Below are 26,363 nucleotides of genomic sequence, written 5' to 3'. Positions count from 1 at the left end.
GCCCCCACTGCATCGTCGGCGGCGCGGCGTCATCGGAACCACTCCAGCAGCCACACCAGCAGCGCTTTCTGGGCATGCAGCCGGTTTTCGGCCTCGTCGAAGACCACGCTGGCCGGTCCGTCCATCACCTCGTCGGTGATCTCGTCGCCGCGGTGAGCCGGAAGGCAGTGCAGCACAATGGCTTTCGGGTCAGCCAACTCCAGCAGCCGCGCGTTGATCTGGAACGGCCGAAACGGTTTGACCCGGTCCAGCCCGTCTGCTTCCTGCCCCATCGACGTCCAGGTGTCGGTCACCAGGACGTCGGCGCCCGCGGCCGCCGACTCGGCATCGGCGGTCACGCTGACCGAGCCACCGGTGTCGGCGGCGCGCTGCTCGGCGGCGGCCAGCACGGCCGGGTCCGGCGTGAAGCCCTCCGGGGCCGCGATCGTGACGTGCATGCCGGCGGTGACCCCGCCGAGCATCAGGGAATGCGCCATGTTGTTGGCGCCGTCGCCGAAGTAGGACAGCGACAATCCGCGCAGCGACCCCTTGTGCTCGGCGATGGTCTGCAGATCGGCCAGCACCTGGCAGGGGTGGAACTCGTCGGACAGCGCGTTGATCACCGGCACCGTCGCGGTCGAAGCCATCGCCTCCAGCCGGTCCTGGCCGAAGGTGCGCCACACGATCGCGTCGACGTAGCGGGACAGCACCCGTGCGGTGTCCTGCAGCGTCTCGTCGCGGCCCAGCTGGGTGCTGCTGCTGTCGACGACGACGGGGTGCCCGCCCAGCTGCGCGATACCCACCTCGAAGGAGAAGCGCGTCCGGGTGGAGTTCTTGTCGAACAACACCGCGACCCCGCGCGGCCCGTCCAGCGGGCGACGGCTAAACGGGTTCTTCTTCAGCTCGGCGGCCAGTTCGAGGACTTCGGCCTGTTCGGCCGGCGACAGGTCGTCGTCGCGCAGGAAGTGCCTCACGCCGCGGCCTTGTCCAGGATCCCGGGCAGCGCGGTCAGGAAGCTGTCGATCTGGGCCTCGGTGATCACCAGCGGCGGCGCCAACCGGATGACGTCGGCTCCGGTGGCATTGATCAGGAATCCGGCCGCACGCGCGGCGGCCTCGACGTCCTTGGCCCGTGGCTGGGCCAGCACCACGCCGCACAACAGCCCGCGGCCGCGGGTATGGCCGATCAGCGGGTGGCCCAGCGATTCGATGCCCTGGCGCAACGACTTGCCCAGCACCTCGGCACGCCGGATCAGGTCTTCGTCGACGAGTACCCGCAGCACCGCGCGCGCCGCGGCGGTGCACACCGGGTTGCCGCCGAACGTGCTGCCGTGCAGGCCGGGTGTCAACAGGTCGGCCGCCGGCCCGACGGCCAGCACGGCTCCGATCGGCAGTCCGCCACCGAGCCCCTTGGCCAGCGTCACCACATCGGGGGTGATGCCGTCGTGCTGGTGGGCGAAAAAGGCTCCGGTGCGCCCGATTCCGGTCTGCACCTCGTCGAGCACCAGCAGGGCGCCGTGTCGTGTGGTGATCTCGCGGGCCGCGGCCAGGTAGCCCGGAGGCGGGACGACGACGCCGCTCTCCCCCATGATCGGCTCCAGGAATACCGCCGCGGTCTGGTCGTCGACGGCGGCCGCCAGCGCATCGACGTCGCCGTAGGGCACGTGCGTGATGTCGCCGGGCAACGGCTCGAACGGCGCCTGCTTGGCAGGCTGGCCGGTCAGCGCCAGCGAGCCCATCGTTCGGCCGTGGAAACCCTCTTGCACGGCAACCAGTTTCGTGCGGCCGGTGAGTCGCGACAGTTTGAACGCCATCTCGTTGGCCTCGGTGCCCGAGTTGCAGAAGAACACCCGGGTGGTGGCGTCGGCCCCCAGCAGGGCTACCAGTTCCTCGGCCAGCGCGACACCCGGTTCGGTGGCGTACAGGTTCGACGTGTGCCCCAGCGTCGAGAGCTGTTGCGTGACAGCCTCGATGACGGCCGGGTGGCCGTGGCCGAGCACGTTGACCGCGATGCCGGCGAGCAGGTCCAGGTAGCTCTTGCCGTCCACGTCGGTGACCACCGCGCCCTCACCACTGGCCAGCGCGATCGCCGGGGTGCCGTAGTTGTTCATCATCACGGCTTCCCACCGCTGCCGCATGGTGTCGGCTTCAGTCATGGCGCCGCTCCTCCTCATCACTGCGTTCTGCATCGTCGCCGGCGCGACTCACGGCGCCACCACCTTCCCGAGTGTCACGCTCGGCGACACGAAGGGTCGTCACGTCGCCACCACCTTGGTGCCGGTCCCGGCGTGGGTGAACAGCTCGACCAGCACGCAGTGCTTGACCCGGCCGTCGATGACGTGAGCGCTGGGCACGCCCGCGGTGACCGCCCGCAGACACGCTTCGACCTTCGGGATCATGCCCGCCTCCAAAGTGGGTAGCAGTTGCGCCAATGTGGCGGTGTCGATTTCGCTGACCAGCGAATCGCGATCCGGCCAGCTGGTGTACAGGCCCTCAACATCGGTGAGCATCAACAGCTTTTCGGCGCCCAGCGCCTCGGCCAGCGCGGCCGCGGCGGTGTCGGCGTTGATGTTGTGCACCACGCCCTCGGCGTCCGGCGCCAGTGTCGAGACCACCGGAATGCGCCGCGCCGCAATCAGATCCAGCACCGCGGCGGTGTTGACCTTGTCGACGTCGCCGACCAGGCCGATGTCGGTGGCCACGCCGTCGACGGTGACCCTGCGCCGCACCGCGGTGAACAGCTGAGCGTCCTCGCCGGTGATGCCGACGGCGTAGGGACCGTAGGCGTTGATCAGGTTGACCAGTTCGCGGCCCACCTGTCCGAACAGCACCATCCGTGCGACGTCGAGCACTTCCGGTGTGGTGACCCGGAATCCGCCCTTGAAGTCACCCTTGTCGATGCCGAGCCGGCGCAGCATCGCGGTGATCTGCGGGCCACCGCCGTGCACGACGACGGGATGAATTCCGCAGTTGCGCAGAAATGCCATGTCGGCGGCGAAGGCCCGGCGCAGTGCTTCGTCGGTCATCGCGTTGCCGCCGTACTTGACCACGACGATCTTGCCGTGCAGCTGGACGAGCCAGGGCAGCGCCTCGGCGAGCACTTGTGCTTTGACGTGAGTGGACAGTTCGTCGGTGTTGATGTTCGCCGTCATGTGCTGTAGGCCGAGTTCTCTTCGACATAGGCATGCGACAGGTCGGTGGTACGGATCGACGCTTCGCCGTCGCCCAGGCCGAGGTCGACGGTGACGTCGATGTCGGTTCCGGACAGGTCCACGTCGCGCGAGCCCGGAGCCCCGGTCCCGTTGGCGCATACGATAAACCCGTTGAACGACACGGTGATTCGATCGGGATCCACGAACACCCCCGGTGCCAGGCCGACGGCGGCCACCACCCGGCCCCAGTTCGGGTCCGAACCGAACATCGCGGTCTTGACCAGGCTGTCGCGGGCGACCGAGCGGGCGGCCATCACGGCTTCGGCCTCCGACGATGCGCCGGTCACCGTCACGCTGACACGTTTGGTCACCCCCTCGGCGTCGGATTGCAGCTGAAGACACAGGTCGTCGCAAACCTGCCGCACGGCATCGTCGAGTTCGGCCTGAGACGGCGTGATCCCGCTGGCACCGGAGGCCAGCAGCAGCACGGTGTCGTTGGTGGAGCAGCAGCCGTCGATGTCGAGCCGATCGAAGGTGCGCGCGGTGGCGGCGCGCAGCGCGTGGTCGAGCGCCGCGGAGTCGGCGACCGCGTCGGTGGTCAGCACACACAGCATGGTGGCCAGCGACGGCGCGAGCATGCCCGCGCCCTTGGCCATCCCGCCCACCGTCCAGTTGCTTTGATGATGCAGCGCAACCTTTTTCGGCACCGTGTCGGTGGTCATGATGGCCTGGGCGGCCTCGTCGCCGCCACTGAGCCCGCCGTGCATCTCGTGCACGATGTGCGTGACGCCGGCGAGCACCTTGTCCATCGGCAGCCGGTCGCCGATCAGCCCGGTGGAGCACACGGCGATCTCGACGGCGCCGGTCTCGGTTCCCCAGTCCGACAACGCGCTCGCAACCGCCTCCGCGGTGGCGTGCGTGTCCTGGAATCCGCCGGGCCCGGTGCAGGCGTTGGCACCGCCGGAGTTGAGGATCACCGCGCGCAGCCGGCCGGTGGTGAGCACCTGCTGGGTCCACAGCACCGGCGCGGCCTTGACCTGGTTGCGGGTGAACACCCCGGCGGCGGCATAGTCGGGCCCTTCGTTGAACACCAGCGCGAGGTCGCGAGCGCCGGAAGCCTTGATCCCGGCGGCGATTCCGGCCGCTCGGAAGCCGGCGGCCGCGGTGACACCCTGGGTGCGCACCAGCCGCGCAGCGGGCGCCTCGGTGGGCTCTTCGGGGACGACGTCGGTCATGGCGCCACCCCGACCACCGAAAGTCCTTGGGTCTCGGGCCAACCGAGCGCCAGGTTCATCGACTGCACGGCGGCGCCGCCGGTCCCCTTGACCAGGTTGTCGATCGCGGCGATCGCGACCAGCGTCTCGGCGTCCTCGTCGACCGCGACAGCGACGTGCGCGGCGTTGCTGCCGATCACCGAGCCGGTGCGGGGCAACTGGCCGTCGGGCATCAGGTAGATGAAAGGTTCGGCGTCGTAAGCCTTTTCGTACGCCGCCCGCACTTGCGACAGTGGCGCCTTGGTGCGCGCGGTGCAGGTAGCCAGGATGCCGCGGGAGGTGGGGATCAGCACCGGGGTGAACGACACTGTGACGTCACGATCGCTGACGGCCCGCAGCCCCTGGGCGATCTCGGGCGTGTGCCGGTGGGCGCCGGCGATGTTGTAGGCCCGCGCCGACCCGATGACCTCGGAGCCGAGCAGGTCGGGTTTGGCCGCGCGTCCCGCTCCGGAGGTGCCGCTGACCGCGACCACCGTGACGGCCGGTTCGACCAGGTCCTCGGCCACTGCGGGCAGCAATGCCAGCAGCGCCGCGGTCGGATAGCAACCCGGCACCGCGATACGGCGCGTGCCACGCAGCCGCTCCCGGGCGCCGGGCAACTCCGGCAGGCCGTAGGGCCAGCTCCCCGCGTGCGGGGATCCGTAGAACCGTTCCCACGCGGCGGGATCGGTGAGCCGGAAGTCCGCGCCGCAGTCGATCACCAGGGTCTCGGGACCGAGCTGTTCGGCCAGCGCCGCCGAATGCCCATGCGGCAGGCCCAGGAAGACCACGTCATGCCCGCGGAGCACGTCGAGCTCGGTGGGCTCGACCACGCGCTGAGCCAGCGGTGTGAGATGCGGGTGGTGCTCGCCGAGCGAGCTGCCTGCACTCGCCGCGGCGGTCACCGAGCCGATCGTGAGCCGGCCGTCGGCGTAGGCCGGGTGCCCGAGCAGCAGGCGCAGAATCTCCCCGCCGGCATAGCCGCTGGCACCGGCAACCGCCACTCTTATCACGTCGGCCATTTCGTCGATTCTGCATGGTTATGCGAATCATTGCAAATTCATGCTCACCACCGGTTTGCCCATGACACGCGGTCGTCGTCTCGTCCCGCGGCTGCAACTCGCGTCTCGTCTTCGTTTGTCGTGAAGGTTGGCGTTACTCGGCGGGGGTATGTGGGATGGGTGCGCCTGCAGACCCCGGAGTCCGTGTCGCGGAACCCCAAGCTGCGGCGGCTCGTGGTGGGGCGCTTGCTGGCGACGGTCGCCGAGTGGATGTGGTACACCGTCACCACGGTGTACGCGTTCACCCTCTCCGGGGTGGGCGCGGTCGGGGCCATCAGCGTCGCCGCTGTGCTGCCGGCCGCGTTGCTGTCGCCGGCGCTGGGCTACGTCATCGACAAGTATCCGCACGAACGCATCCTGACCGGGGTGTTCGCGATGCGCTTGGTGTCGATTGTGGTCACGGCGGTCTCGGCGGCATTCTTCCCGGCGGTGTCCATCCTGGTCGCGGTGATCGGGGTGGAAGGCACCACCACCATGTTCGTGCGGCCGACGACCGCGGCGCTGCTGCCGTCCATCACCCAGCGACCCCAGGACCTGGTTCGCGCGCACGCGGCGCTGGGCACCACGGACAAGATGGGAATCCTGATCGGGCCGGTCGCGGGCGGCCTGATGCTGGCTTCCACGTCACCCGCCGCGGCGCTCAGCGTCTCCGCCGTCTTCGCCCTGGGGGCCGTGGCCGCGGTAATGACCGTGCGGGTGGACGTCGCGGCGCGCCTGCACGGCGCCACCGGCGATGGTCCCCGGCATGCGCTGCGCGAAACCGCCAAAGGGGTCCGCACCGTCGCCGGACCCCACGTGCGTTCGATCGTCGTCGTGACCGCGCTGGCCTTTCTGATGCTGGCGGCGAGCGAAGTCTTCGTCGTGCCGTTGGCCATCGACCTGCTGCACTGGGGAAAGGCCGGACCCGGCGTGCTGACCGCGCTGATTGCCGGCGGTGGATTGCTGGGCGGGGTGGCGCTCGGTGCGATCGGCAAGCGGCGGCTGGGCCCGTGGTTCGTCGTCGCCGGGGCCGTCATGGCCACAGCCCTGACGCTGATGGCGGCCGCTCCGCACTATGCCGTCGTGCTCGCCTCCACCATCGCGTTCGGCGCCGGGAGTGCCCTGGTGATGATGGCCGGCCAGGTGCAGATCCAAAGTCTGATCCCGTTGTCCGCGGGCGGGCGGGTGCTCGGGGCGGTGGAAGGCCTGAGCCAGTTCGCGATGGCCGCGGGCGCGTGGGCCACGAGCCGCGGGCGCGTGGGCCACGACGCGCGTGACCCAGGGGTGGTCGCTGCGCATCAGCCTGCTGGCGCTGGCAGTGCTGACGGTGTTGGCCATGCTGGCGGTGGCGCGTGCGTTGCTGCGCACCGACGCCAGGGTCGCGGCGACCCGTGAGCGGGTGGGTGCCCTCGACGAGATCGAGCTGTTCGCTCCGCTGACCAACGTGTTGCGGGAACGCATCGCCACTCAGATCCACCGCGAAGAGGTCGGCGCCGGCGGGGTCGTTACCTACCAAGGCGAGGACGGCGACTCCTTCTACATCGTCGAGTCCGGCACCCTCGACGTGTGCGTCGACGGGCGCCACGTCCGCTCGCTGGCCGCGGGCGATTTCTTCGGCGAGCTCGCCCTGCTGCGCGACACCACCCGCAGCGCTACCGTGCGCGCGACGTCCGACTGCCGGCTGTGGGTGCTCCCCCGACGGGCATTCCTGACGGTGCTGACCGGCTTCGACCCGACGGGTCAGACCATCGACGCGGCGTCCACCGAGCGACAAGCCAACATGCCCGCGACCGCGAACGGCCGCGACGCCGCGCTGGCGAGCGCACCCCTATTGGCCGCGCTGCCCGCAGAAACCATCCGCGACCTGGCGGCCTCGGCGACCACCGAGGGGTATGACACCGCCACCGTCGTGTTCGGCGAGAACGACCCCGCCCGCGACGCGTATTTCATCGTCGACGGGCGCGTCGACTTCGACCGGGCCGGCGAACGCATTCGCGCCCTGGGCCCGGGCAGGATCTTCGGCGAAGTGGCCGTGTTGCGGCCGGGCGCGACCCGCGCGGCCACCGCCACCGCCGCCCCGGGCACCGTGCTGTGGCGACTACCCGGCGAGCAACTGCGCGCGGCCGTCAGCCAAAGCTGAAGCCTAGGCGCGCATTTCGGCGCCGACGGCCTCGGCGGCGCGCCGCACCGCGGCATCGCGGGCCGCGCTGGCGTCGTCCTCGGTCAGCGTGCGGTCCGCGGCGCGGAACCGCAGCGCGAAGGTCAGCGACTTGCGATTCTCGCCGATCTGCGGGCCGGTGAACACGTCGAACAGCTGCATGTCTTCCAGCAACTCGCCGGCTCCCTCGCGCACCGCATCGGCCACCGCCTGGGCCGGCACGTGTGCGGCCACCACCAGGCTGACGTCCTGGAAGACGGCTGGGAACGGGGACACCCTGGGCGCCGGCAACAGCTCGGTGATCGGCAACGCTTCGAGGTCGAGCTCCAGGGCGCAGGTCCCCTTCGGCAGCCCCGACTTCTCGATGACCGCCGGATGCAGTTGACCCGCGTGGCCGATGACGGTGTCGGCGACGACTACCTCGGCGCAGCGCCCGGGATGCCACGGCAGGTACTGTGCCGCACGCAAGGTGACGTCGATGGCGCTGGCGCGCGCAATGATTCGCACCGCCTCCAGGGCGTCGGCGGCGTCGACGGCACGGCCGGGGCCCCACGGGCCCCGCGGTTCGCGCAGCCCGGCCAGCACCGCGGCGACATGCTGAGGCTGGCGGGGCAGCGATGTGTCCAGCGTCGCGATCTCGGCGTCGGTCGGCCGGCGGTGGACGGGGATCAGCTCGACGCCGCGCGTCTGCTCGGTCGGCCGCACCACCTGCGCGATGGCATACAGCGCTACGTCCACCAGGCCGCGGGACACATTGCGCCCCAACGCTTCCAGTAGTCCGGGCAGCAGCGTGGTAGCCAGCTCCGGGCGATCGGCGTCCAGCGGGTTGAGCACCCGTGTCGCGGTGCGCCGCGGATCGTCGGCCGGTAAGCCCCAGAGGTCGAACACACCGGCCGGCAGGAACGGGGTCGGCAGGATCTCCACATACCCGGACTGCGCGAGCGACTTGCCGATCGCGCGGCGGCGCTTCTGCACCCGCGTCAGGCCCCGCCCGGCCGGCGCCGGCGGCAGCAGCGACGGAATGACCTCGAGACCTTCCAGCCGCAGCACCTCCTCGACGAGGTCGGCGGGCTGCAACAGATCGGGCCGCCAGCTCGGCGGGGTCACGATCAGCGTGTCACCGTCTTCGGTTACCGCGGCACCGATTTGGGCCAACCGCCGGGTGGTCGTACCCGCGGCGTACACCACACCGGCGAAACGGTCCGGCAGGTCGGCGGCAATCGGGATCGCCGGTTGCGACCAGTCGTCACGCGGCGGATCCCCGCGCCAATCGGTCAGGGTCGGCGACACCAATCCGCCGGTGATGTCGGCCAGCAGCGCGGCGCAGCGGTCCAGCGCGGCCACCGAAATGGCCGGGTCGACAGCGCGCTCGTAACGACGCGCGGCCTCGCTGGGCAGGTGCAGCCGCCGCTGGGTGCGCGAAATGGCGGCCGGGTCCCACACCGCGGCTTCCAGCAGCACGTCGGTGGAGTCGGTGCGCACCTCGGTGCTCGCTGCGCCCATCACGCCGCCGATCGCCGTCGTCGCGACGTCGTCGACGATCAGCACATCGGCCGGATCGAGTTTGCGCTCAATGTCATCCAGCGTGACGACGGTCTCGCCGGGCTGCGCGAAGCGCACCTTGAAGCCCCCGGTGATGCGGTTGCGGTCGTGGGCGTGCATCGGGTGGCCGAGTTCGAGCATCACATAGTTGGTCACGTCCACGGCCGGGGACATCGCGCGGATGCCGCACAACAACAGCCGGCGCTGCAGCCACCATGGTGAGACCGCGGCCGGATCGATGCCGGTGACCGGGCGCAGCGCGAACCGCTGCACACCGGTCTCGGCCTGCACGGTCAGCGGCCACGCCTCGCCGTCGGCCGGCAGCGGCTTGACGACGCTCGGGTCGACGAAATTCAGCTCGTAGGCGCAGGCGATCTCGCGGGCCAGGCCGCGCACCGACATGCAGTAGCCGCGGTCCGGCGTGATGGCCAGGTTGAACACCACATCGTCCAGCCCGAGCACCTCGGCGCCGCCGGCGCCCGGCTCGGCGGTTCCCGGCGGCAGCACCAGAATTCCGGAATGGTCTGCACCCAAGCCGAGTTCGGACGCCGAGCAGATCATTCCGTCGGAGCTACGGCCGTAGGTCTTGCGGGCGGTGATCGCGAACCCACCGGGCAGCGTGGTGCCGGGCAGCGCCACCACCACCAGATCACCTACCGCGAAGTTGGTTGCGCCGCATATGATTCCACGATCTTTACCCTCGCCGACGTCGACCAGGCATGCGCGAATCGGCTTCTTGAATTCGGTGAGCTCCTCGATCGCGGACACCCGGCCCACGGTCAGCGGACCTTCGACCGGTCCCAGGGTGAGGACTTCCTCGACCTCGTGACCGATGCGTACCAGCGTCTGCTCGAGATCGGCGGCGGTGACATCCCAGCCCGGCGCCCCGGCGGCAACCACCTCACGCAGCCAGCTATACGGAATGCGCATTACAGACCCACCCCGAACGGCAACGAGAACCGGATATCGCCTTCAACCATGTCGCGCATGTCCGGGATGCCGTTGCGGAACTGCAGGGTGCGTTCCAGGCCCATCCCGAAGGCGAAGCCCGAGTAGACGTCGGGATCAATTCCGGCGGCGCGCAACACGTTTGGATGCACCATGCCGCAGCCGCCCCATTCCACCCAGCCGGCACCGCCCTTTTTGCCGACGAACCACACGTCGACCTCGGCGGAGGGCTCGGTGAACGGGAAGAAGTGCGGGCGGATCCGGGTGCGCGCCTCGGGGCCGAACTCCGCGCGCGCGAACGCATCCAGGGTCCCGCGCAGGTGCGCCATTGACAGGCCGCGGTCCACGGCGAGGCCCTCGACTTGGTGGAACACGGGCGTGTGGGTGGCGTCGAGTTCGTCGGTGCGGAAGGTGCGGCCGATCGAGACGATGTAGACCGGCAGTTCGCGCTCCAGCAGCGTGCGCACCTGAACGGGCGAGGTGTGGGTGCGCAGCAGCTGGCGGGAGTCATCCGGCGCGACGTAGAAGGTGTCCTGCTCGCTGCGCGCCGGGTGATCGGGCGGGAAGTTCAGGGCGTCGAAGTTGAACTGCTCGGTTTCGACCTCGGGGCCCTCGGCCAGTTCCCACCCCATCGCGATGAAGGTGTCCGCGACATGTTCGGCCAGGATCGTGATCGGGTGCCGGGCGCCGGGAGGCTGGCGGGTCGAGGGCAGCGTGACATCGATGCTTTCGGCGACCAGCACGGCCGCGTCGCGCTCGGCACGCAGCACCGCCAGCCTTTCGTCGTACGCACTCTGCACCTCGCCGCGCGCGGTGTTGACGCGCTTTCCGGCGTCGGAGCGCTCCTCCTTGGGCAGGGCGCCCAGCGACTGCCTGGCCAGTGCGATCGCCGAGCGGTCGCCGAGGTGCTCGGTCTTGATCTGTGCCAGCGCCTCCAGGCTGCCGGCCCCGGCCAAAGCCCCGCGGGCAGCATCGACGGCCTCGGCCAACGCTTCCGGCGACAGGTCGACGGGTTGATCACCCACGCGGCGAAACTCTCCTTGCTGACGAGGCGGTAGGGGCTGCCCGTATTGCCAGCGAGCGGTGCTGAAAAACAGGCACGGGTCGAGTGCCGATCATATGTGACCGAGGCCCGGGAACTGAACGCGCTTCGGCGGGCCGCGATGGATTAGCCGACCAGGGCCGGCTGCAGCGCGGTGGACGCTTCCCCGTCGTCTGCCGCCACGATCGGCGCCGGGTTGCGCGACGCCCTGAGCTGGGCGAGCTTGTACGCCGCGAAAGCGCCGAGCGACCCGAAGACCGGAGCCGCGGCCATCGTTGCCCAGTGGTGAGCCAGGACGAGGAAGCCGAAGCCGGACGACGCCACCAGCATCGCGATCAGCACCGGCGTCCAGCGGATCGGTTGACGGAACCGGGCGGACACGAGCACACCCAGGATCACGGCGACGGTGTGCCCCGCGTCGGTGAAGTCGGCACCGATGATCGCCGAGGCCAGGCCCGCCGAAATCCACCAGCCGATCCACGCCGGGCGCCACCGCTGCGGTATCGCGGCCGTCATCGCGCCGAGCACCGCCAGGGCGCCATAGCTCATCCCGACGTCGCTGGCCCGCGAGATCGATATCGGCAGCCAGCCGAACTCGACCGCGGAGGCAAGGGCGGCGGCCACGACCAACGTCGCGCCGATGTGTCCGACCACGAACGCGATCACCAACCGGATGGTCTGCAGATGCAGCTCCGCAAGCGCCAGCAGGCAGGTCAGGAAAGGCAACCAGAACCACAGCGGACCGGCGTCGACGACCAGCGCGCTGCCCAGCAGGGTGCCGATGTGTCCGTGCGCCAGGTTGTGCAGGTTGGTGCTGGCACGCGCGACGATGACGTCGTGCGCGTGCTGGCCGAGCATCAGGATGGCGCAGCTCACGGCAAGCAGCACCGCGGCATACCCCACGGTGAAACGGATCCGGCCGAGCCGGGAAAGCAATCCCCCAAGCATTGAATCCATTATGCGGGCTAAATTGTTTCGTCCTTGTGATGGGACGCTGTGACTTGGCTAATAGTATTCCAAGCGGTAGATCGCCAAGTCCGGCGGAATGCCCGGGGTCTTGGGCGTAAACATGGATTTACGTGCACGTTTAGCGACGACGCCGAGTACGTCCAGCTCGTTCTGTGGGATCAGATCCAGCGCCGCCCCCGTGATCATGATCCCGCCCTTGGTGGCACGATCCATCACGCGAGCGGCGATATTGACGTCGACACCCAGCCAATCGGCAGCCAGCCGCTGCGGCCGGCCGGTGTGGATCCCGACCCGCATCCGGGGTCGATAGCCGCCCACCTCGACCTCCCGCATCGCGGCGTCGGCCTGCACCACGGCGCGCACCGCGACATCAGGATGCCGGAACACCGCCATGATGCCGTCGCCCATCCGCTTGACGATGTGCCCGCCGGCATCGAGCAACGGCGGCTCCACCGCGCGGGCCACCTGGCGCAACAACGTGAGCGCCGCATCGTCCCCGGCCTGCAGCGACCACGTCGAGAAGCCGACCAGGTCGGTGAAGACGAGCGTCACCTCCGGGTTCGCCGGCCGGCGCGACACCGCTTCGGTCAGCGCCTGCCAGACCTGCAGCACGCCAAGACTGACTTCACGCGACGCCGCGTCGCGATCCCCCAGCAGCCGGTCGGCGGCCCGGGCCGCCGCCCTCGGGCCGCCATCACCCGCCATCGACAGCGGGTCGCCGAATTCGGGATCGCCCGGCAGCATCCGCCGCGCCCGCCGAATGAACGCCACCACGCCTGGGCTGCGATTGGCGGTCTGCCACCACTGGACCGCGGTGTGTTTGGACACCGGAGGTCGGCTTCCGGACAGGGAGGTGGAGCCGGGAGGGGTCACCGTCGTCACCGAATCCGAGTCCTTTTCATAGGACTCGCCCGGATCCGGATCGCGCGGCGCGAGTTCCACCTGGCAAGGGTAAGTAGTTTCGGGGAAGCCGGGCAACGACGCCTGTCCGGTTTGTGTCACACATCGCATCAAACCGACTGATCACGACGCTGCCACACGCGCGTGGAATCTCGGTAACGGCTTCGCGTGGCGCGCGCCGAAACGCGGACAACGCGCGTTGTCAGAGTTATCGTGAGCTCACTGGGCACGTAGGAGGTCGTGATGACAACCGCATCGACCACACCTGCTGATCCTCTTGGGCCAGATTCCCTGACCTGGAAGTACTTTGGCGACCTGCGAACCGGAATGATGGGCGTCTGGATCGGGGCGATCCAGAACATGTACCCACAGCTCGGTGCCGGCGTCGAGGAGCATTCGATCCTGCTGCGCGAGCCGCTGCAGCGGGTGGCCCGGTCGGTGTATCCGATCATGGGCGTGGTCTACGACGGCGATCGCGCGCCTCTGACGGGTGAGCAGATCAAGCACTACCACGACACCATCAAGGGGATTGATGCCGAAGGGCGTCGCTACCACGCGCTGAACCCCGAGACCTTCTACTGGGCGCACGCCACCTTCTTCATGCTCACCGTCAAGGTCGCCGAATACTTTTGCGGCGGCCTGACCGAGGCCGAGAAGCGCCAGCTGTTCGACGAGCACGTGCAGTGGTACCGGATGTACGGCATGAGCATGCGGCCGGTGCCAGGGTCCTGGGAGGAATTCCAGGAGTACTGGGACCGGGTCTGCCGCGACGAGCTGGAGATCAACCAGGCGACGCTGGACATCTTCCGGATCCGCATCCCGAAGCCGAAGTTCGTCCTGATGCCCACGCCGATCTGGGACCAGATCTTCAAGCCGTTGGTGGCCGGTCAACGCTGGATCGCGGCCGGGCTGTTCGAGCCGGCGGTGCGCGAGAAGGCGGGCATGCGCTGGACGCCGGGCGACGAAATCCTGCTGCGGGTGTTCGGCAAGTTGATCGCGCTGGCCTTCCTGGCGGTGCCCGACGAGATCCGGCTGCATCCCCGGGCGCTGGCCGCTTACCGCCGCGCGGAGGGCCGGGTTCCGCTCGATGCGCCGCTGGTCGAGGCGCCCGAGTTCATGGCACCGCCGCGCGACCGCCGCGGGCTGCCGATGCACTACTGGCCCCCGGGTTCCCTGCGCAGTAAGTCGCTGATCGAGCGGGCCGGGTCGCTGGTGCACACCACGCTCTCGCTGGCCGGGCTGCGCCCCGCCGGCGGCCGCAAAAGGGCCGCTTAGAAACCCTGCAGCACACCCAGCGCCTGGGCGCTCTGATACAGGCAGATCGCTGCGGCGGCAGCCACATTCAGGCTCTCGGCGCCGCCCGACATCGGGATGCGCACGCGATGGTCCGCCTGGTCGGTGATCTCTTCGGGCAAGCCGTGCGATTCGGGGCCGAACAGCCAGGCCGTCGGCCTGCTCAGCAGCTCGTCGGCCTCGTCCAGCCGCGTCCCGCCGTCGACGGTGGTGGCCAGCGCCTGCAGCCCGGCGGCACGCGCCGCGCCCAGCACCGCGTCGACGTCGGGGGCGGCGACAACCGGAAGCGAGAAGATGCTGCCGGCCGACGCGCGCAGGCACTTGCCGTTGTAGGGGTCGACGCTGTGCCCCGCGAGAATCACCGCCGCGGCGCCCATGGCATCGGCGAGACGGATCAGCGTGCCCGCGTTGCCCGGCTCGCTGATCTCGACGGCAACGGCGACCAGCCGTGGTGAGCCGGCCAGCGCCTGCTGTAGTCCGGTTGCCGGCATGTCGCAGACCGCGACCAGCCCCGCCGGAGTAACGGTGTCGGACAAGGCTTTTGCGGCACGGTCGGTGACCACGTGGACCGGGCCCGGCTGGGCGGCCAGCAGGGTCGCGTGCCGCTGCGCCGCGAGTTCGGTGACGAACACCTCCCGGACCAAGCCGCGCGACGACGCGGCCTCAACCAGATTTTGGCCTTCGGCCAGGAACTGGTTCGCCCGTCGCCGCACGACGTGGCGATGCAACTTGACCGCCGCGGCCACCCGGGCCGAGCGCTCGGTGAGCACCGGGGTTAAGCAGCTTCTCCGGAGGGCGCGTTGACGTCCTTGGGCAATGCCGCCCGGGCGACATCGACCAGCGCGGTGAACGCGGCCGGATCGGTGATCGCGATGTCGGCAAGGTTCTTGCGGTCGACTTCCACACCGGCGGCCTTGAGGCCCTGGATCAGCCGGTTGTAGGTGATGTCGTTGGCGCGGGCCGCCGCGTTGATCCGCGAGATCCACAACTTGCGGAACTCACCCTTGCGGGCGCGGCGGTCGCGGTAGGCGTACTGCAACGAATGCAGCTGCTGCTCTTTGGCTTTGCGGTAGAGCCGAGACCGCTGGCCGCGATAGCCTTTCGAGGCTGTCAGGACGCTGCGCCTCTTCTTGTGGGCGTTGACTGCCCGCTTCACGCGTGCCATGGATGTTCCTACTCTCGTTCAGACGTAAATGGTCTCAGGTGTCGCGCCGGGTTCGGTGTATGCCCGGCCGCACTCGGTGTGGCTGAGGTCAGCCGTTCAACATCGCGTTGACACGCTTGGTGTCGTTGGCCGCAACCTCGGTGCGGCCGTCGAGCCGCCGGGTGCGCTTGCTCGGCTTGTGCTCGAGCAGGTGTCGACGATTGACTTTCTGGCGGACGATCTTCCCGGTCCCGGTACGCCGGAATCGCTTGCTCGCCCCGCTGTGGGACTTGGCCTTGGGCATGTTTCCTCTGGTTCTTACTGTTTTCGCGGTTTGGCTGTCAGGTCAGTTCGGTGCAGCTGCGTTGTCGCCGGGGGCATCCGTCTCATCGGCGGCCTGCGCCGGCGCGGCTCCCGGTTGTTCCGGGTGCTGCGCCCTGGCGCGAGTTTTGGCGCCGCGGTGCGGCGCCAGCACCATCGTCATGTTGCGGCCGTCCTGCTTGGCCGACGTTTCGACGAATCCGTACTCGGCGACGTCCGCGCCCAGGCGCTGCAGCAATCGGTAGCCCAATTCGGGCCTCGACTGCTCGCGCCCGCGGAACATGATGGTGACCTTTACCTTCGATCCCGCCTCCAGGAAGCGGATTACGTGGCCCTTCTTGGTCTCGTAATCGTGATCGTCGATCTTGGGTCGCAGCTTTTGCTCTTTGACAACGGTCTGCTGCTGGTTCCGGCGGGATTCGCGCGCCTTTTGCGCCGCCTCGTACTTGAACTTGCCGTAGTCCATGATCTTGCAGACCGGTGGCCTGGCGTTCGGGGCGACTTCGACGAGGTCGAGATCGGCGTCCGCGGCGACGCGCAATGCGTCTTCGATACGCACGATGCCTACCTGCTCCCCCCCTGGACCGATCAGTCGGACTTCAGGTACGCGGATGCGCTCATTGACGCGGGTCTCAGTGCTGATGGGGCCTCCCTTGTTGGGCTTTTCGTCGTCTCGCAACGACCGGTGACTCGGGCCCGTCGGGATTCAGCGGCGGAAACGCCACACCATCAGCAAAAAAGCCCTGCAGAAGCAGGGCCCAATGCCGACCGATCACGACCTGAAACGTATTCAGGCCGTTCGCGCCATGCGCGAAACAGGCACCTTGCGGTGCCGGTGACCGGACCGCTACGCCTTGAAATCTTTCGCGGCTAGCGGTGGGAGTGGGACTCCACTTAACTGTCCCAGGCCAAAGCCGGGATGGTCGCGGAGGTCAGTCTAGCAGCCGCCGGGCGTCTGCCTGCATTTCAGCTGCCGGGGACCACCCCGGGCGGCATGCTGATCCGGGCAATCGCGGCGCGCCCGAGACCGATAACTAGTCTCGACGCGATTGGCGCTTCGCCAGGCATTTCACGGTGTAAAGGCTTATCCTCGCGGTCTGTGACTCTCGCTTCTGCTGCTTCGGGGCCTCGTTCGGGCAGCCGGTCGAATTCCCGGTACCGGTGGGTACCGGCGGCGGCCGGCTGGACCGTCGGCGTCATCGCCACCCTGTCCCTGATCGGCAGCGTGTCGCCCCTGATCCGGTGGTTGATCAAGGGCCCGCGGGAATTCATCAACGACTACCTGTTCAACTTCCCCGACACCAGCATCGCGTGGTCGTTCGTGCTGGCGCTGCTGGCGGCGGCGCTGACCGCCCGCAAACGTATCGCGTGGTGGGTGCTGCTGGGCCAAATGGTGCTGGCCGCATTCTGGAACGCCGCTGATATCGCCGCCGGTGACAACACGGCGGCCGAGACGTTCGGCGAAAATCTCGGGTTCGCGATGCACATCGTCGTGATCGTCCTGCTGCTGTTGAGTTATCGGGAGTTCTGGGCCAAGGTCCGCCGCGCGGCGCTGTTCAAGGCGGCCGCCGTCCTGGTCGTCGGGGATGTGATCGGAATCCTGTTGTCCTGGGGCCTGGTCGAGCTCTTCCCCGGATCGCTGGCCCGGCAGGATCGGCTGGGCTACGTGGCCAACCGCGTCGTCGGGTTCGCGCTGGCCGACCCCGACCTGTTCACCGGCAAGCCGCACGTTCTGCTCAACGCGATCTTCGGGTTGTTCGGCGCGCTGGCCCTGATCGCGGCCGCGATCGTGCTGTTCCAATCCCAGCGCGCCGACAACGCGCTCACCGGCGAGGACGAGTCCGCGATCCGCGGGCTGCTCGAGCTGTACGGGAAGAACGATTCGCTGGGCTACTTCGCCACCCGGCGCGACAAGTCGGTGGTGTTCGCCCACAGCGGCCGCGCCGCGATCACCTACCGAGTCGAGGTGGGCGTCTGCCTGGCCAGTGGCGATCCGGTCGGTGACCCCCGAGCCTGGTCGCAAGCCGTCGAGGCGTGGCTGGGGCTGTGCAAGACCTACGGCTGGGCACCCGGTGTGATGGGCGCCAGTTCCCAAGGGGCTCAGTCGTATCGGGAGCGCGGCCTCAATGCTCTCGAGCTCGGCGACGAGGCCATTCTGCGAACCTCCGATTTCAAGCTGTCCGGCCCGGACATGCGCGGGGTGCGTCAGGCCGTGACGCGGGCACGCCGGGCCGGGCTGACGGTCCGCATCCGCCGGCACCGCGACATCAGCGCCGAAGAGATGGCCGAGACGATCACACGCGCCAACGCCTGGCGCGACACCCAGTCCGAGCGCGGATTTTCCATGGCGCTGGGGCGACTGGGAGATCCCGCCGACGGCGACTGCCTGCTGGTCGAGGCGCTGGATCGGGACGAGCAGGTGGTCGCGATGCTGTCGCTGGTGCCATGGGGAAGCACCGGGGTCTCCCTGGATGTGATGCGCCGCTCCCCCGACTCGCCCAACGGCACCAACGAATTCATGGTCAGCGAACTTGCCCTGAACGCGGAAGGGCTTGGTATCAATCGCGTTTCGCTGAACTTCGCCATGTTCCGGTCGGCGTTCGAGCAGGGCGCGCAACTCGGCGCCGGCCCGATCGCACGGCTGTGGCGCGGGCTGCTGCTGTTCTTCTCCCGGTGGTGGCAGCTCGAGACGCTGTACCGCTCCAACATGAAGTACCAACCCGAATGGGTTCCCCGCTACGCCTGCTACGAAGACGCCCGGCTGATCCCGCGGGTGGGTGTCGCGTCGGCCATGGCCGAAGGCTTCCTGGTGTTGCCCTTCAGCCGGCGCGACAAGGTACACACCGGGCACCACTCGGCCGTGCCGGCCAGGCTCGCCGAATCGGGGTTGCTACACGAAGACGGATCGGCTCCAGACGTCAGCGGGCTCAAGCGGGGCGACGAAGTCGACTCCGAGGAGTACCGGCGACGGCTACCCGAACAGGTACGGGTTCGCCTGACCAAGCTGAGAACGCTGCAGCGCAACGGAATTGACGCCTACCCGGTGGGCTCTCCGCCCAGCCACACCATCGCGCGCGCCCTCGACAGCGACGACCAGGACACGGTTTCGGTCGCGGGCCGGATCTTGCGGATCCGCGACTTCGGCGGCGTGCTGTTTGCCGAACTGCGTGACTGGTCGGGCGAAATGCAAGTGCTGCTGGACAATTCGCGCCTGGAGTCCGGCCGGACCGCCGATTTCACCGCGGCCATCGACCTCGGCGACCTGGTCGAGATGACCGGGCACATGGGATTCAGCAAGCGCGGAACCCGCTCGTTGATCGTCAGCGACTGGCGAATGGTCGGGAAGTGCTTGCGGCCGTTGCCCAATAAATGGAAAGGGCTGACCGACCCGGAAGCGCGGGTGCGCACCCGGTACGTCGACCTGGCGGTCAATGCCGAGTCACGCAATCTGGTGATGGCCCGCAGCAGCGTGCTGCGTTCGGTGCGGGAAACGTTGTTCGCCAAGGACTTCATCGAGGTGGAAACCCCGATCCTGCAGCCGATTCACGGCGGGGCCGCGGCCCGACCGTTCGTCACACACATCAACACCTACGACATGGACCTGTTTCTGCGCATCGCGCCCGAGCTGTATTTGAAGCGGTTGTGCGTCGGCGGCGTGGAGCGGGTGTTCGAACTGGGCCGGGCCTTCCGTAACGAAGGTGTCGACTTCAGCCACAACCCGGAGTTCACGCTGCTGGAGGCCTACCAGGCCCATGCCGACTACCGGGTGTGGATCGACGGCTGCCGCGAGCTCATCCAGAACGCCGCCGAGGCGGCCAACGGCACGCAGACCGTGCTGCGGCCCCACCCGGCGGACGACGGCCGCCTCGAACCGGTCGACATCTCCGGGGAGTGGCCGGTCAAGACGGTGCACGACGCGGTCTCCGACGCACTCGGCGAACGCATCAACCCGAACACGTCGCTGAGCGCATTACGCAAGCTGTCCGACCGCGCCCACATTCCGTACCGGGACCACTGGGACGCCGGCGCAGTCGTGCTCGAGCTCTACGAGCACCTGGTCGAGGACCGGACCGAGGCGCCGACGTTCTACATCGACTTTCCGACGTCGGTGTCACCGCTGACTCGGCCGCACCGCAGCCAGCCCGGCGTCGCCGAGCGATGGGACCTGGTGGCGTGGGGGGTCGAGCTGGGCACCGCCTACAGCGAACTCACCGATCCGGTGGAACAGCGGCGCCGGCTGCTCGCGCAGTCGCTGCTCGCCGCCGGCGGTGACCCCGAAGCCATGGAGCTCGACGAGGACTTCCTGCAGGCCATGGAATACGCGATGCCGCCCACCGGCGGGCTCGGGATGGGTATCGATCGGCTCGTGATGCTCATAACTGGTCGCAGCATCCGCGAGACGCTGCCATTTCCGCTGGCCAGACCGCATTAACCCCGCCGCCGGGGCCGGTGTGATCGCACCGGGAACATCGGTCGAATATGTTCCGGGATGGTTAACAATCGCTCACAATGGATCGCGTGACACCGCCGGCGCCGGTTGCCACCGGACAGTTGTTGGCAAGCAGCCATACCTCCCTGATGCACGGCTGGGTGCCGATCACGGTCCAGGTCGTCACCGCGCTCGTGCTGACGCTGGCCGTCGGCTGGCGTTCCCAGCGCTGGCGGACGACATGCCTGCCCGTAGCGGTCGCGATCGGTGGTGCCGCGGCGTACGCAACGCACTGGTACGTCGTCGATCGGGGTCTGTCCGAGGAACCCGCGCCGGCCGCACTGTGGCTGTGGATCGCGGTCGCCGGCATGGCCGGAGCGGTGCTGCTGCTGGGCTGGCGCGGCGCACCCGGCTGGCGGCGTGGCGCGGCCCTGATCTCGGTGCCGCTGTGCCTGCTGTGCGCCGCGCTGATGCTCAATCTGTGGGTCGGCTACTTCCCCACCGTGCAGTCCGCGTGGGGTCAGCTCACCTCCGGCCCGCTGCCCGACCAGACCGATCGGGCCACCGTTACCGCGATGGCCGCCAAGGGAACTCGGCCGGCGCACGGCAGTGTGGTGCCGGTGGTCATCCCGTCGTCCGCCTCGCACTTCAAGCACCGCGGCGAACTGGTGTACCTGCCGCCCGAATGGTTCGTGACCAGCCCGCCGCCGGCGCTGCCGACGGTGATGATGATCGGCGGACAGTTCAATACCCCGGCCGACTGGACGCGGGCGGGCAATGCGATCAAGACGATCGACGACTTCGCCTCGGCCCACCGCGGCCAAGCCCCGGTGCTGGTGTTCGTGGATTCCGGCGGGGCTTTCAACAACGACACCGAATGCGTCAACGGCGTCCGCGGCAACGCTGCCGACCACCTCACCAAAGATGTTGTCCCGTATATGGTTACCAGCTTTGGCGTCAGCGCAGACCGCGCCAACTGGGGCGTGGCGGGCTGGTCCATGGGCGGCACCTGCGCGGTGGACCTGACCGTCATGCACCCGGACATGTTCAGCGCGTTCGTCGACGTCGCCGGCGACTTCTTCCCCAACGCCGGCAACAAGGCGCAAACCATCAGCCGGCTGTTCGGCGGAAACGCCGATGCGTGGGCGTCCTTCGACCCGAGCACGGTGATCAACCGGCACGGCCGGTACCACGACGTGTCCGGCTGGTTCGCGATCTCGTCGGACGGCCGGCCTGCCACGCACGCGATCGCGGACACCGCGGCAATGCGGCTGGCGCAGCGCGATGCCGCCGCCAACCCGAGCAACCAGACCGCGGCCGCCTATTCACTCTGCGCGCTCGGCCGGGCCAATGGCATCGACTGCGCGGTGCTCCCCCAGCCGGGTAAGCACGACTGGCCCTTCGCCGATCGGGTCTTCGCGGCCGCACTGCCGTGGCTGGCCGGCCAGCTGGGCACGCCCGGCGTGCCGCGGGCCCCGCTGCCCGGCACGTCGCCTGCGGAGGCGACGACGGTGGCGCCGGTGGTGGTCCCGGCCCAGCACGCCAACACCGCGCCGAGGTAACCGCGGGTGGCGTCCATGATCAGCGGGCTGACCTCAGCGACGACGCTGGTCGCGCTGGTGGCCGCCCGCCGCCATCTGTTGCTGCTCGCGGCGACCGCCACCACGCTGCAAATGTCGCTGACCCTGGTCTATTGGGAGCAAATGGTGCGTTATCTCGAGCGTCAGCGGCAGGACGCAGCCACGCGGCAGTAGCGTGGCAACCATGCCCGACGAACCAGCAAACCCCGCACCCGACCCCGGGTACGACAGCGCGGGTCTACCGACCTTCGACTCGGTGCGTGAGAAAATCGAAACCCGCTACGCGGCGTCACTGGGCGACGCGGAACTCGACGCCGAATCCCCACAGGGCCGCTCGGCCGACGAGCAATACGAGGAGCGCCAGCGTGCCGCGGCCGAACGATTGGCGCAGATCCGCGAGTCGATGCGCGCGGATGAGGGTTAGGGGGTTGGCTTGACGCCGGGGGGACATCGATGAGTGAAACGCGCGTTGGTAGCCGGTTCGGGCACTACCAGTTGCGCCGACTGCTGGGCCGCGGCGGGATGGGCGAGGTTTACGAGGCCTACGACTCCGTCAAAGACCGGGTGGTGGCGCTGAAGCTGGTGTCCACGCAAGTGAGCGCCGACGACGTCTTTCGCCGGCGCATGCAACGGGAAGCCCAGACGGCGGGGCGGCTGGCCGAGCCGCACATCGTGCCCATCCACGACTACGGCGAGATCGACGGCCAGCTGTTCATCGACATGCGGTTCATCGAGGGCGAGGACATCGGCTCGGTGCTGCGTCGCGGCGGACCGCTGCCCCCGCCGCGCGCGGTCGCCATCGTCGAGCAAATCGCGTCCGCGCTCGATGCCGCCCACCGCGCCGGCGTCATCCATCGCGACATCAAGCCGGAGAACATCCTACTCACCGAGGGCGACTTCGCCTACCTGGTCGACTTCGGCATCGCCGCCGCTGCCACCGACCAGCGGGTGACCAAAACCGGTGCCGCCGTCGGCAGTTGGAACTACATGGCGCCGGAGCGATTCGGCAAGCAAGATCCCACCTACCGAGTCGACGTCTACGCGCTAGCCTGTCTGCTGTACGAATGCCTTACCGGCGCAACGCCTTTCCAGAGCGAGAGCCTCAGCAGCCTGATGGCCGCGCACATGATGGAGCCCATCCCGCGGCCCAGTCAGCGAAACTCGGCAGTCCCGGCAGCATTCGACGACGTCATCGCGCGCGGTATGGCCAAGAGCCCCGACGACCGCTATGTCACCGCCGGCGATCTGGCGCAGGCCGCCCTGCACGCGCTCAGCACCCCCGACCAGGACCGGGCGACCGACCTGATCGACCAAAGCCGCCATTTCGCCCCGCCGCCGCAACCCTGGACCCAACCGGCACCCATGCCCCCGACCTGGGCCACCAACCCGCCACCCTGGACGCCGGCCCCGCCACCCAAGCGCAGGCTGGGGCTGATGATCGGCGCGATCGCGATCGTCGTCGCGGCCGTCGCCGGTACCGCGATCTGGGCGGCCGTGCGTAAACCCGGCGCGTCCCGGCCCGACACCGCACTCACCAGCACCACCCCCGTGGCACCGACCACAGCGTCTACCAGCACGGCACCGACAGTGACTCCCGCACAACTGAATTCGATCCTCGTGCCGAACGACTTGGTCAACGTTTTGCTGGGCACCACCGGAATCATCGTGGACCACAGCGCAACAGAGATGACCGACTCCGGCCCCGACAGCACACTGTCGGATGACAAGTGCCTGGGCGCACTTATCGGCTTTCAAACCAAGACATACAAGAGCAGCGGCTATACCGCGATGCTTGCCCAACTGTTGAAGAAGCCGCAGAGCGACCCCGGTTACGTCGTGGTGCAGGGCGCCGTGATTTTCGCGTCAGCCAACCAGGCCCAGGCGTTTGTGGCGGCGCAGGTGGATCCCTGGCGAAGCTGCGCCGGCAGAACCGTGACCCAGGTCAACAAGGGGGTCACATCTGAGTGGACCTTCCGGGAGGTCAGCGGCAATCCGCCGAACATCGCCCTGCAGCACACGTTGGCCAACAGCCCGGTGGTGTGCCAGCACGTGCTGTCCGCGGTCTCCAATGTGGTTCTCGACGTCAACGGCTGCGCGCCTGGAATCATCAACCAACCCCGGCAGATCGCCAATGACATGGCGACCAGGGTGCCCGGCTAAACCGTTGCGGCGCAACCTAACAGCGTGCAGCAGAACGTGATAGGCCGGTCACGCGATTGGCGCATCCAGGGCCACTGGCGCAGTATCGCGTTATGAGACGAGAAGTGGGCGTGGTGAAGTGCCCGGCGATTCGATCGATCAGCTGGTCTCCATCCGCTGATACGTGAGAAGCAAGTACACCGAGCGAGCATTCACAACGACGCTGTGACGAAGGAATTTTCGGGCCCTGGTACTAAATCACGTTGCGCAAGAATCACTTCCAGCGGTCAGCGCCGTCCGGTCTCCCGAAGCGAAGACACGCGAAGAAAGCCGGCATGGAGCACACGCTGTGACCTTCCGGCGATTCGCGCATCGTCGGTGTACTCGAGGGGGTTATGCTCTTGGTGTCGTGGGTTTGTCGAGCACTGCCTCCTCGGGCAGCCGTCTGCGATGACAAAATTCGAAGACGGGAGCGTCACCGTGGCGCACGTTTCGCCGGTTTCCTCCAGCCCCACCCGACTGACACTGTGCGAACGCGACCTCACCCAGGGCGCCGTAGACGGCGTGTGGTGGCCGAAAAGCCTGGACCTGGGCGCGGAGCTACCCGACCTCGTCACGGTGTTCAATTTATGGCTGGACCGGGTGCGCCGAGTCGTCTACGACCCGAGCGCATGGTTGCCCGCCCCGTCGCGAGTGATCCACCGCAATGAAACGGTCTCACTCGACCCCTACCGGCTCGTGTTCAACGACACTATTTATCTCAAGGGGACCAGGTCTCGCGACGCCGTGCTTTTTGTACTGTCGCCTTCCTGTTCGGGGCATCAGGCGAAGCTCTTTCTCGGCGAGGTCGCGGCGTCAACACAACCGAAGAATGCCAGTGTGTTACGGCAAATGGCCCATCGGCGTGCCGTCGGTTTCGGTGATTCGTTGAATGCGGCATCTGTCGTCGAGTCAGCTGTGGATTGGACGCCCGGGCGCTAGGGCGGGGGAATCAACGAGTGCAATTCGAGGTCAACCAGGGGCCGAAAGGTCCCAAGGCCGTGCAAGTGACCGCCGTCTAACGCTTCACTGCAAAACCCCTGGGAAGGAATGGATCTCGTCCCAGTCTGGCGGCCCGGCAACGGTCGCGGTCAGTCCTCGGGGTTCGAGCACAGCACCTCGACGCCATCGTCGGACCGCTGCGAGCGCTGTCTTGAGACCACGGCGACGGCCGGTCGCTGGATCGGTGCCGCCGAAACGCAGTCCAGCGAACATCCGCTCGCTGCGGGTCTCCGCTGCGTCGTCGGCGGTATCGCGCAAGTAGCGGTCCGGCAATGACAATTTCGCGATGGTGCGCCATGTTTCGCCGTATTGCACCAGGAATGAGCCTGTGGTGTAAGGCAAGTCGTACTTGTCGCACAGTTCGCGCACTCGCGCCGCAATCTCGCGCAACCGGTTGCTCGGCAAATCGGGGTACAAGTGATGCTCGATTTGGTAGCAGAGGTTGCCACTCATGAACCGCATTACCGGACCGGCGTCAAAATTGGCACTGCCCAGCATCTGGCGCAGGTACCAGTGCCCTCTTGACTCGCCGGTCATGTCGGTCTTGGCGAACTTCTCTGCGCCATCGGGGAAATGCCCACAGAAGATCACTGCGTCGGCCCAGACGTTGCGGATCACGTTGGCCGCGAGATTGGCCTTCAACGTCGATTTGTAGCTCGCCGCGGGCGAAAGCGAGGTGAGCCCCGGGAACGCGAGATAGTCCTTGACCGCCTGGCGTCCCGCCTTGACCGCCGACTCCCGTAATTGCAGCACGGTTGCCTCGCGGTCCGGGCCGTCGTTGAGCAACTTGCCGAATTCAATGGGCTGGAAGCCAATTCCCCACTCGAATCCGAACGCCAGAATGGCGTTGAAGAACAGGTTGCCGATGTTGTACGGCTTCCAGGGCTGGTCGCGAGTGACTCGCAGGAGTGCGTAGCCGACGTCGTCGTCCATACCGACGATGTTGGTGTATTTGTGGTGCTGATAGTTGTGGGTCGACCGCCAGTGTTTCGACACGCCGGTCATGTCCCACTCCCACGTTGAGGAGTGGATCTCGGCGTCGTTCATCCAGTTCCACTGGCCGTGCATGACGTTGTGGCCGATCTCCATGTTCTCGATGATCTTGGCCAACGCGAGGGTCACCGTTCCCGTCCACCACGCCGAGCGTTTCGAACTACCGGCCAGCAGGAGTCGGCCGGCCGCCTCGAGAACACGTTGTGCGGCGATGGTGCGGCGGATGTAACGCGCATCGCGCTCGCCGAGGGACTCCTCGACGTCCCCCCGGATCGCGTCCAGCTCGGCGGCCAGTGCCTCGATCTCGGCGTCGGTGAGGTGAGCGAAAGCGGCGATATCGCTGATCGCCATGGCTTTCCTTTCGGTTAGGGCAAAGCTGTTCGGCGCAGCCGGTGAGTGCGGCCGTCGGCCGCCGCCCGTCGGCAACCGCGACCGTTTTCG

General features: G+C 68.0%; 22 protein-coding genes and 1 pseudogene. 9 read left to right on the top strand and 14 right to left on the bottom strand.

Annotated features, from left to right (window positions below):
• Positions 1-29 precede the first annotated feature (29 nt).
• The 5 genes and pseudogenes from argF to argC all read right to left on the bottom strand — a co-directional run bounded on the left by argF (position 30) and on the right by argC (position 5,421).
• Positions 30-953 (bottom strand): ornithine carbamoyltransferase, encoded by a 924-nt coding sequence (gene argF, locus MAAFP003_RS12070; RefSeq protein ID WP_096287201.1) that lies wholly within the window; start codon positions 951-953, stop codon positions 30-32.
• The gene (locus tag MAAFP003_RS12065; RefSeq protein WP_423790876.1) at positions 950-2,152 is read right to left on the bottom strand and encodes an acetylornithine transaminase; all 1,203 of its coding nucleotides are present in this window, start codon (positions 2,150-2,152) and stop codon (positions 950-952) included. The genes argF and MAAFP003_RS12065 overlap by 4 nt, the downstream gene beginning before the upstream one ends.
• A gap of 81 nt (positions 2,153-2,233) precedes the next feature.
• Positions 2,234-3,130, bottom strand: a complete 897-nt coding sequence (gene argB, locus MAAFP003_RS12060) for an acetylglutamate kinase (protein ID WP_096287197.1) — start codon at positions 3,128-3,130, stop codon at positions 2,234-2,236.
• Complete coding sequence (argJ, locus tag MAAFP003_RS12055; protein WP_096287195.1) at positions 3,127-4,365, bottom strand: bifunctional glutamate N-acetyltransferase/amino-acid acetyltransferase ArgJ; 1,239 nt, start codon at positions 4,363-4,365, stop codon at positions 3,127-3,129. The genes argB and argJ overlap by 4 nt, the downstream gene beginning before the upstream one ends.
• A pseudogene (gene argC, locus MAAFP003_RS12050) lies at positions 4,362-5,421 on the bottom strand (N-acetyl-gamma-glutamyl-phosphate reductase). Before argC ends, argJ begins: the two are co-directional and overlap by 4 nt.
• A 143-nt stretch (positions 5,422-5,564) precedes the next feature.
• On the opposite strand from argC, the gene MAAFP003_RS29560 reads away from it, so the two are divergent.
• Positions 5,565-6,818 (top strand): MFS transporter, encoded by a 1,254-nt coding sequence (locus MAAFP003_RS29560; protein WP_133160846.1) that lies wholly within the window; start codon positions 5,565-5,567, stop codon positions 6,816-6,818.
• A complete protein-coding gene (locus tag MAAFP003_RS12040; protein ID WP_243393977.1) occupies positions 6,760-7,563 on the top strand; it encodes a cyclic nucleotide-binding domain-containing protein in 804 nt (267 codons plus the stop codon). Before MAAFP003_RS29560 ends, MAAFP003_RS12040 begins: the two co-directional genes overlap by 59 nt.
• A gap of 3 nt (positions 7,564-7,566) precedes the next feature.
• Here MAAFP003_RS12040 and pheT read toward each other — a convergent pair whose 3' ends face one another.
• The 4 genes from pheT to MAAFP003_RS12020 all read right to left on the bottom strand — a co-directional run bounded on the left by pheT (position 7,567) and on the right by MAAFP003_RS12020 (position 12,931).
• Positions 7,567-10,053 (bottom strand): phenylalanine--tRNA ligase subunit beta, encoded by a 2,487-nt coding sequence (gene pheT, locus MAAFP003_RS12035; RefSeq protein ID WP_096287187.1) that lies wholly within the window; start codon positions 10,051-10,053, stop codon positions 7,567-7,569.
• Positions 10,053-11,096, bottom strand: a complete 1,044-nt coding sequence (gene pheS / locus MAAFP003_RS12030; RefSeq protein WP_096287185.1) for a phenylalanine--tRNA ligase subunit alpha — start codon at positions 11,094-11,096, stop codon at positions 10,053-10,055. Before pheS ends, pheT begins: the two co-directional genes overlap by 1 nt.
• A gap of 143 nt (positions 11,097-11,239) precedes the next feature.
• Positions 11,240-12,061, bottom strand: a complete 822-nt coding sequence (locus MAAFP003_RS12025; RefSeq protein ID WP_243393884.1) for a rhomboid-like protein — start codon at positions 12,059-12,061, stop codon at positions 11,240-11,242.
• Positions 12,062-12,118: 57 nt separating this feature from the next.
• A complete protein-coding gene (locus MAAFP003_RS12020) occupies positions 12,119-12,931 on the bottom strand; it encodes an adenylate/guanylate cyclase domain-containing protein (RefSeq protein ID WP_423790893.1) in 813 nt (270 codons plus the stop codon).
• Between the two features lie 294 nt (positions 12,932-13,225).
• Here MAAFP003_RS12020 and MAAFP003_RS12015 point away from each other — a divergent pair, with 294 nt between their 5' ends.
• Complete coding sequence (locus MAAFP003_RS12015) at positions 13,226-14,257, top strand: oxygenase MpaB family protein (RefSeq protein WP_096287181.1); 1,032 nt, start codon at positions 13,226-13,228, stop codon at positions 14,255-14,257.
• On the opposite strand, the gene MAAFP003_RS12010 is transcribed toward MAAFP003_RS12015, so the two are convergent.
• The 4 genes from MAAFP003_RS12010 to infC all read right to left on the bottom strand — a co-directional run bounded on the left by MAAFP003_RS12010 (position 14,254) and on the right by infC (position 16,383).
• On the bottom strand, positions 14,254-15,045 hold the full coding sequence (locus tag MAAFP003_RS12010; RefSeq protein WP_096287179.1) for a TrmH family RNA methyltransferase: 792 nt from the start codon (positions 15,043-15,045) through the stop codon (positions 14,254-14,256). The genes MAAFP003_RS12015 and MAAFP003_RS12010 overlap by 4 nt on opposite strands.
• A gap of 5 nt (positions 15,046-15,050) precedes the next feature.
• Positions 15,051-15,440, bottom strand: a complete 390-nt coding sequence (gene rplT, locus MAAFP003_RS12005) for a 50S ribosomal protein L20 (protein ID WP_036468879.1) — start codon at positions 15,438-15,440, stop codon at positions 15,051-15,053.
• Positions 15,441-15,528: 88 nt separating this feature from the next.
• The gene (gene rpmI / locus MAAFP003_RS12000) at positions 15,529-15,723 is read right to left on the bottom strand and encodes a 50S ribosomal protein L35 (protein WP_090601731.1); all 195 of its coding nucleotides are present in this window, start codon (positions 15,721-15,723) and stop codon (positions 15,529-15,531) included.
• A gap of 42 nt (positions 15,724-15,765) precedes the next feature.
• Complete coding sequence (infC, locus tag MAAFP003_RS11995) at positions 15,766-16,383, bottom strand: translation initiation factor IF-3 (RefSeq protein ID WP_096291081.1); 618 nt, start codon at positions 16,381-16,383, stop codon at positions 15,766-15,768.
• A gap of 456 nt (positions 16,384-16,839) precedes the next feature.
• Between infC and lysX the strand changes: the two genes are divergently transcribed.
• The 6 genes from lysX to MAAFP003_RS11970 all read left to right on the top strand — a co-directional run bounded on the left by lysX (position 16,840) and on the right by MAAFP003_RS11970 (position 24,869).
• The gene (gene lysX / locus MAAFP003_RS11990; RefSeq protein ID WP_279304448.1) at positions 16,840-20,172 is read left to right on the top strand and encodes a bifunctional lysylphosphatidylglycerol synthetase/lysine--tRNA ligase LysX; all 3,333 of its coding nucleotides are present in this window, start codon (positions 16,840-16,842) and stop codon (positions 20,170-20,172) included.
• A 146-nt stretch (positions 20,173-20,318) separates the two neighbouring features.
• Positions 20,319-21,731, top strand: coding sequence for an alpha/beta hydrolase (locus MAAFP003_RS11985; protein ID WP_096291079.1), 1,413 nt, complete (start codon positions 20,319-20,321; stop codon positions 21,729-21,731).
• Positions 21,732-21,737: 6 nt separating this feature from the next.
• Positions 21,738-21,923 (top strand): hypothetical protein, encoded by a 186-nt coding sequence (locus MAAFP003_RS28935; RefSeq protein ID WP_133160844.1) that lies wholly within the window; start codon positions 21,738-21,740, stop codon positions 21,921-21,923.
• A gap of 10 nt (positions 21,924-21,933) precedes the next feature.
• A complete protein-coding gene (locus MAAFP003_RS11980) occupies positions 21,934-22,173 on the top strand; it encodes a hypothetical protein (RefSeq protein WP_096291078.1) in 240 nt (79 codons plus the stop codon).
• A gap of 29 nt (positions 22,174-22,202) precedes the next feature.
• Positions 22,203-23,909: a serine/threonine-protein kinase PknH/PknJ gene (locus MAAFP003_RS11975; protein WP_096287177.1), complete on the top strand. Its 1,707-nt coding sequence runs from the start codon at positions 22,203-22,205 to the stop codon at positions 23,907-23,909.
• Between the two features lie 429 nt (positions 23,910-24,338).
• The gene (locus tag MAAFP003_RS11970; protein ID WP_096287175.1) at positions 24,339-24,869 is read left to right on the top strand and encodes a DUF5994 family protein; all 531 of its coding nucleotides are present in this window, start codon (positions 24,339-24,341) and stop codon (positions 24,867-24,869) included.
• An 84-nt stretch (positions 24,870-24,953) separates the two neighbouring features.
• Here MAAFP003_RS11970 and MAAFP003_RS11965 read toward each other — a convergent pair whose 3' ends face one another.
• Positions 24,954-26,273, bottom strand: coding sequence for a fatty acid desaturase family protein (locus MAAFP003_RS11965; RefSeq protein WP_096287173.1), 1,320 nt, complete (start codon positions 26,271-26,273; stop codon positions 24,954-24,956).
• Between the last annotated feature and the right edge of the window lie 90 nt (positions 26,274-26,363).

It is taken from the genome of Mycobacterium ahvazicum (assembly GCF_900176255.2).
GTDB classification, from domain to species: Bacteria; Actinomycetota; Actinomycetes; order Mycobacteriales; family Mycobacteriaceae; genus Mycobacterium; species Mycobacterium ahvazicum.
Note: the sequence above shows the minus strand (reverse complement) of the source record. Positions and strands in the feature narration are given on the sequence as shown.

Excerpts from the sequence above, each read along its gene's own strand:
- MAAFP003_RS12065 (WP_423790876.1), bottom strand. The coding sequence starts at position 2,152 with ATGAGGAGGAGCGGCGCCATGACTGAAGCCGACACCATGCGGCAGCGG.
- argB (WP_096287197.1), bottom strand. The coding sequence starts at position 3,130 with ATGACGGCGAACATCAACACCGACGAACTGTCCACTCACGTCAAAGCA.
- argJ (WP_096287195.1), bottom strand. The coding sequence starts at position 4,365 with ATGACCGACGTCGTCCCCGAAGAGCCCACCGAGGCGCCCGCTGCGCGG.
- MAAFP003_RS12040 (WP_243393977.1), top strand. The coding sequence starts at position 6,760 with ATGCTGGCGGTGGCGCGTGCGTTGCTGCGCACCGACGCCAGGGTCGCG.
- pheT (WP_096287187.1), bottom strand. The coding sequence starts at position 10,053 with ATGCGCATTCCGTATAGCTGGCTGCGTGAGGTGGTTGCCGCCGGGGCG.
- MAAFP003_RS12025 (WP_243393884.1), bottom strand. The coding sequence starts at position 12,061 with ATGCTTGGGGGATTGCTTTCCCGGCTCGGCCGGATCCGTTTCACCGTG.
- MAAFP003_RS12015 (WP_096287181.1), top strand. The coding sequence starts at position 13,226 with ATGACAACCGCATCGACCACACCTGCTGATCCTCTTGGGCCAGATTCC.
- rplT (WP_036468879.1), bottom strand. The coding sequence starts at position 15,440 with ATGGCACGCGTGAAGCGGGCAGTCAACGCCCACAAGAAGAGGCGCAGC.
- rpmI (WP_090601731.1), bottom strand. The coding sequence starts at position 15,723 with ATGCCCAAGGCCAAGTCCCACAGCGGGGCGAGCAAGCGATTCCGGCGT.
- MAAFP003_RS11985 (WP_096291079.1), top strand. The coding sequence starts at position 20,319 with ATGCACGGCTGGGTGCCGATCACGGTCCAGGTCGTCACCGCGCTCGTG.
- MAAFP003_RS11980 (WP_096291078.1), top strand. The coding sequence starts at position 21,934 with ATGCCCGACGAACCAGCAAACCCCGCACCCGACCCCGGGTACGACAGC.
- MAAFP003_RS11975 (WP_096287177.1), top strand. The coding sequence starts at position 22,203 with ATGAGTGAAACGCGCGTTGGTAGCCGGTTCGGGCACTACCAGTTGCGC.
- MAAFP003_RS11970 (WP_096287175.1), top strand. The coding sequence starts at position 24,339 with ATGACAAAATTCGAAGACGGGAGCGTCACCGTGGCGCACGTTTCGCCG.
- MAAFP003_RS11965 (WP_096287173.1), bottom strand. The coding sequence starts at position 26,273 with ATGGCGATCAGCGATATCGCCGCTTTCGCTCACCTCACCGACGCCGAG.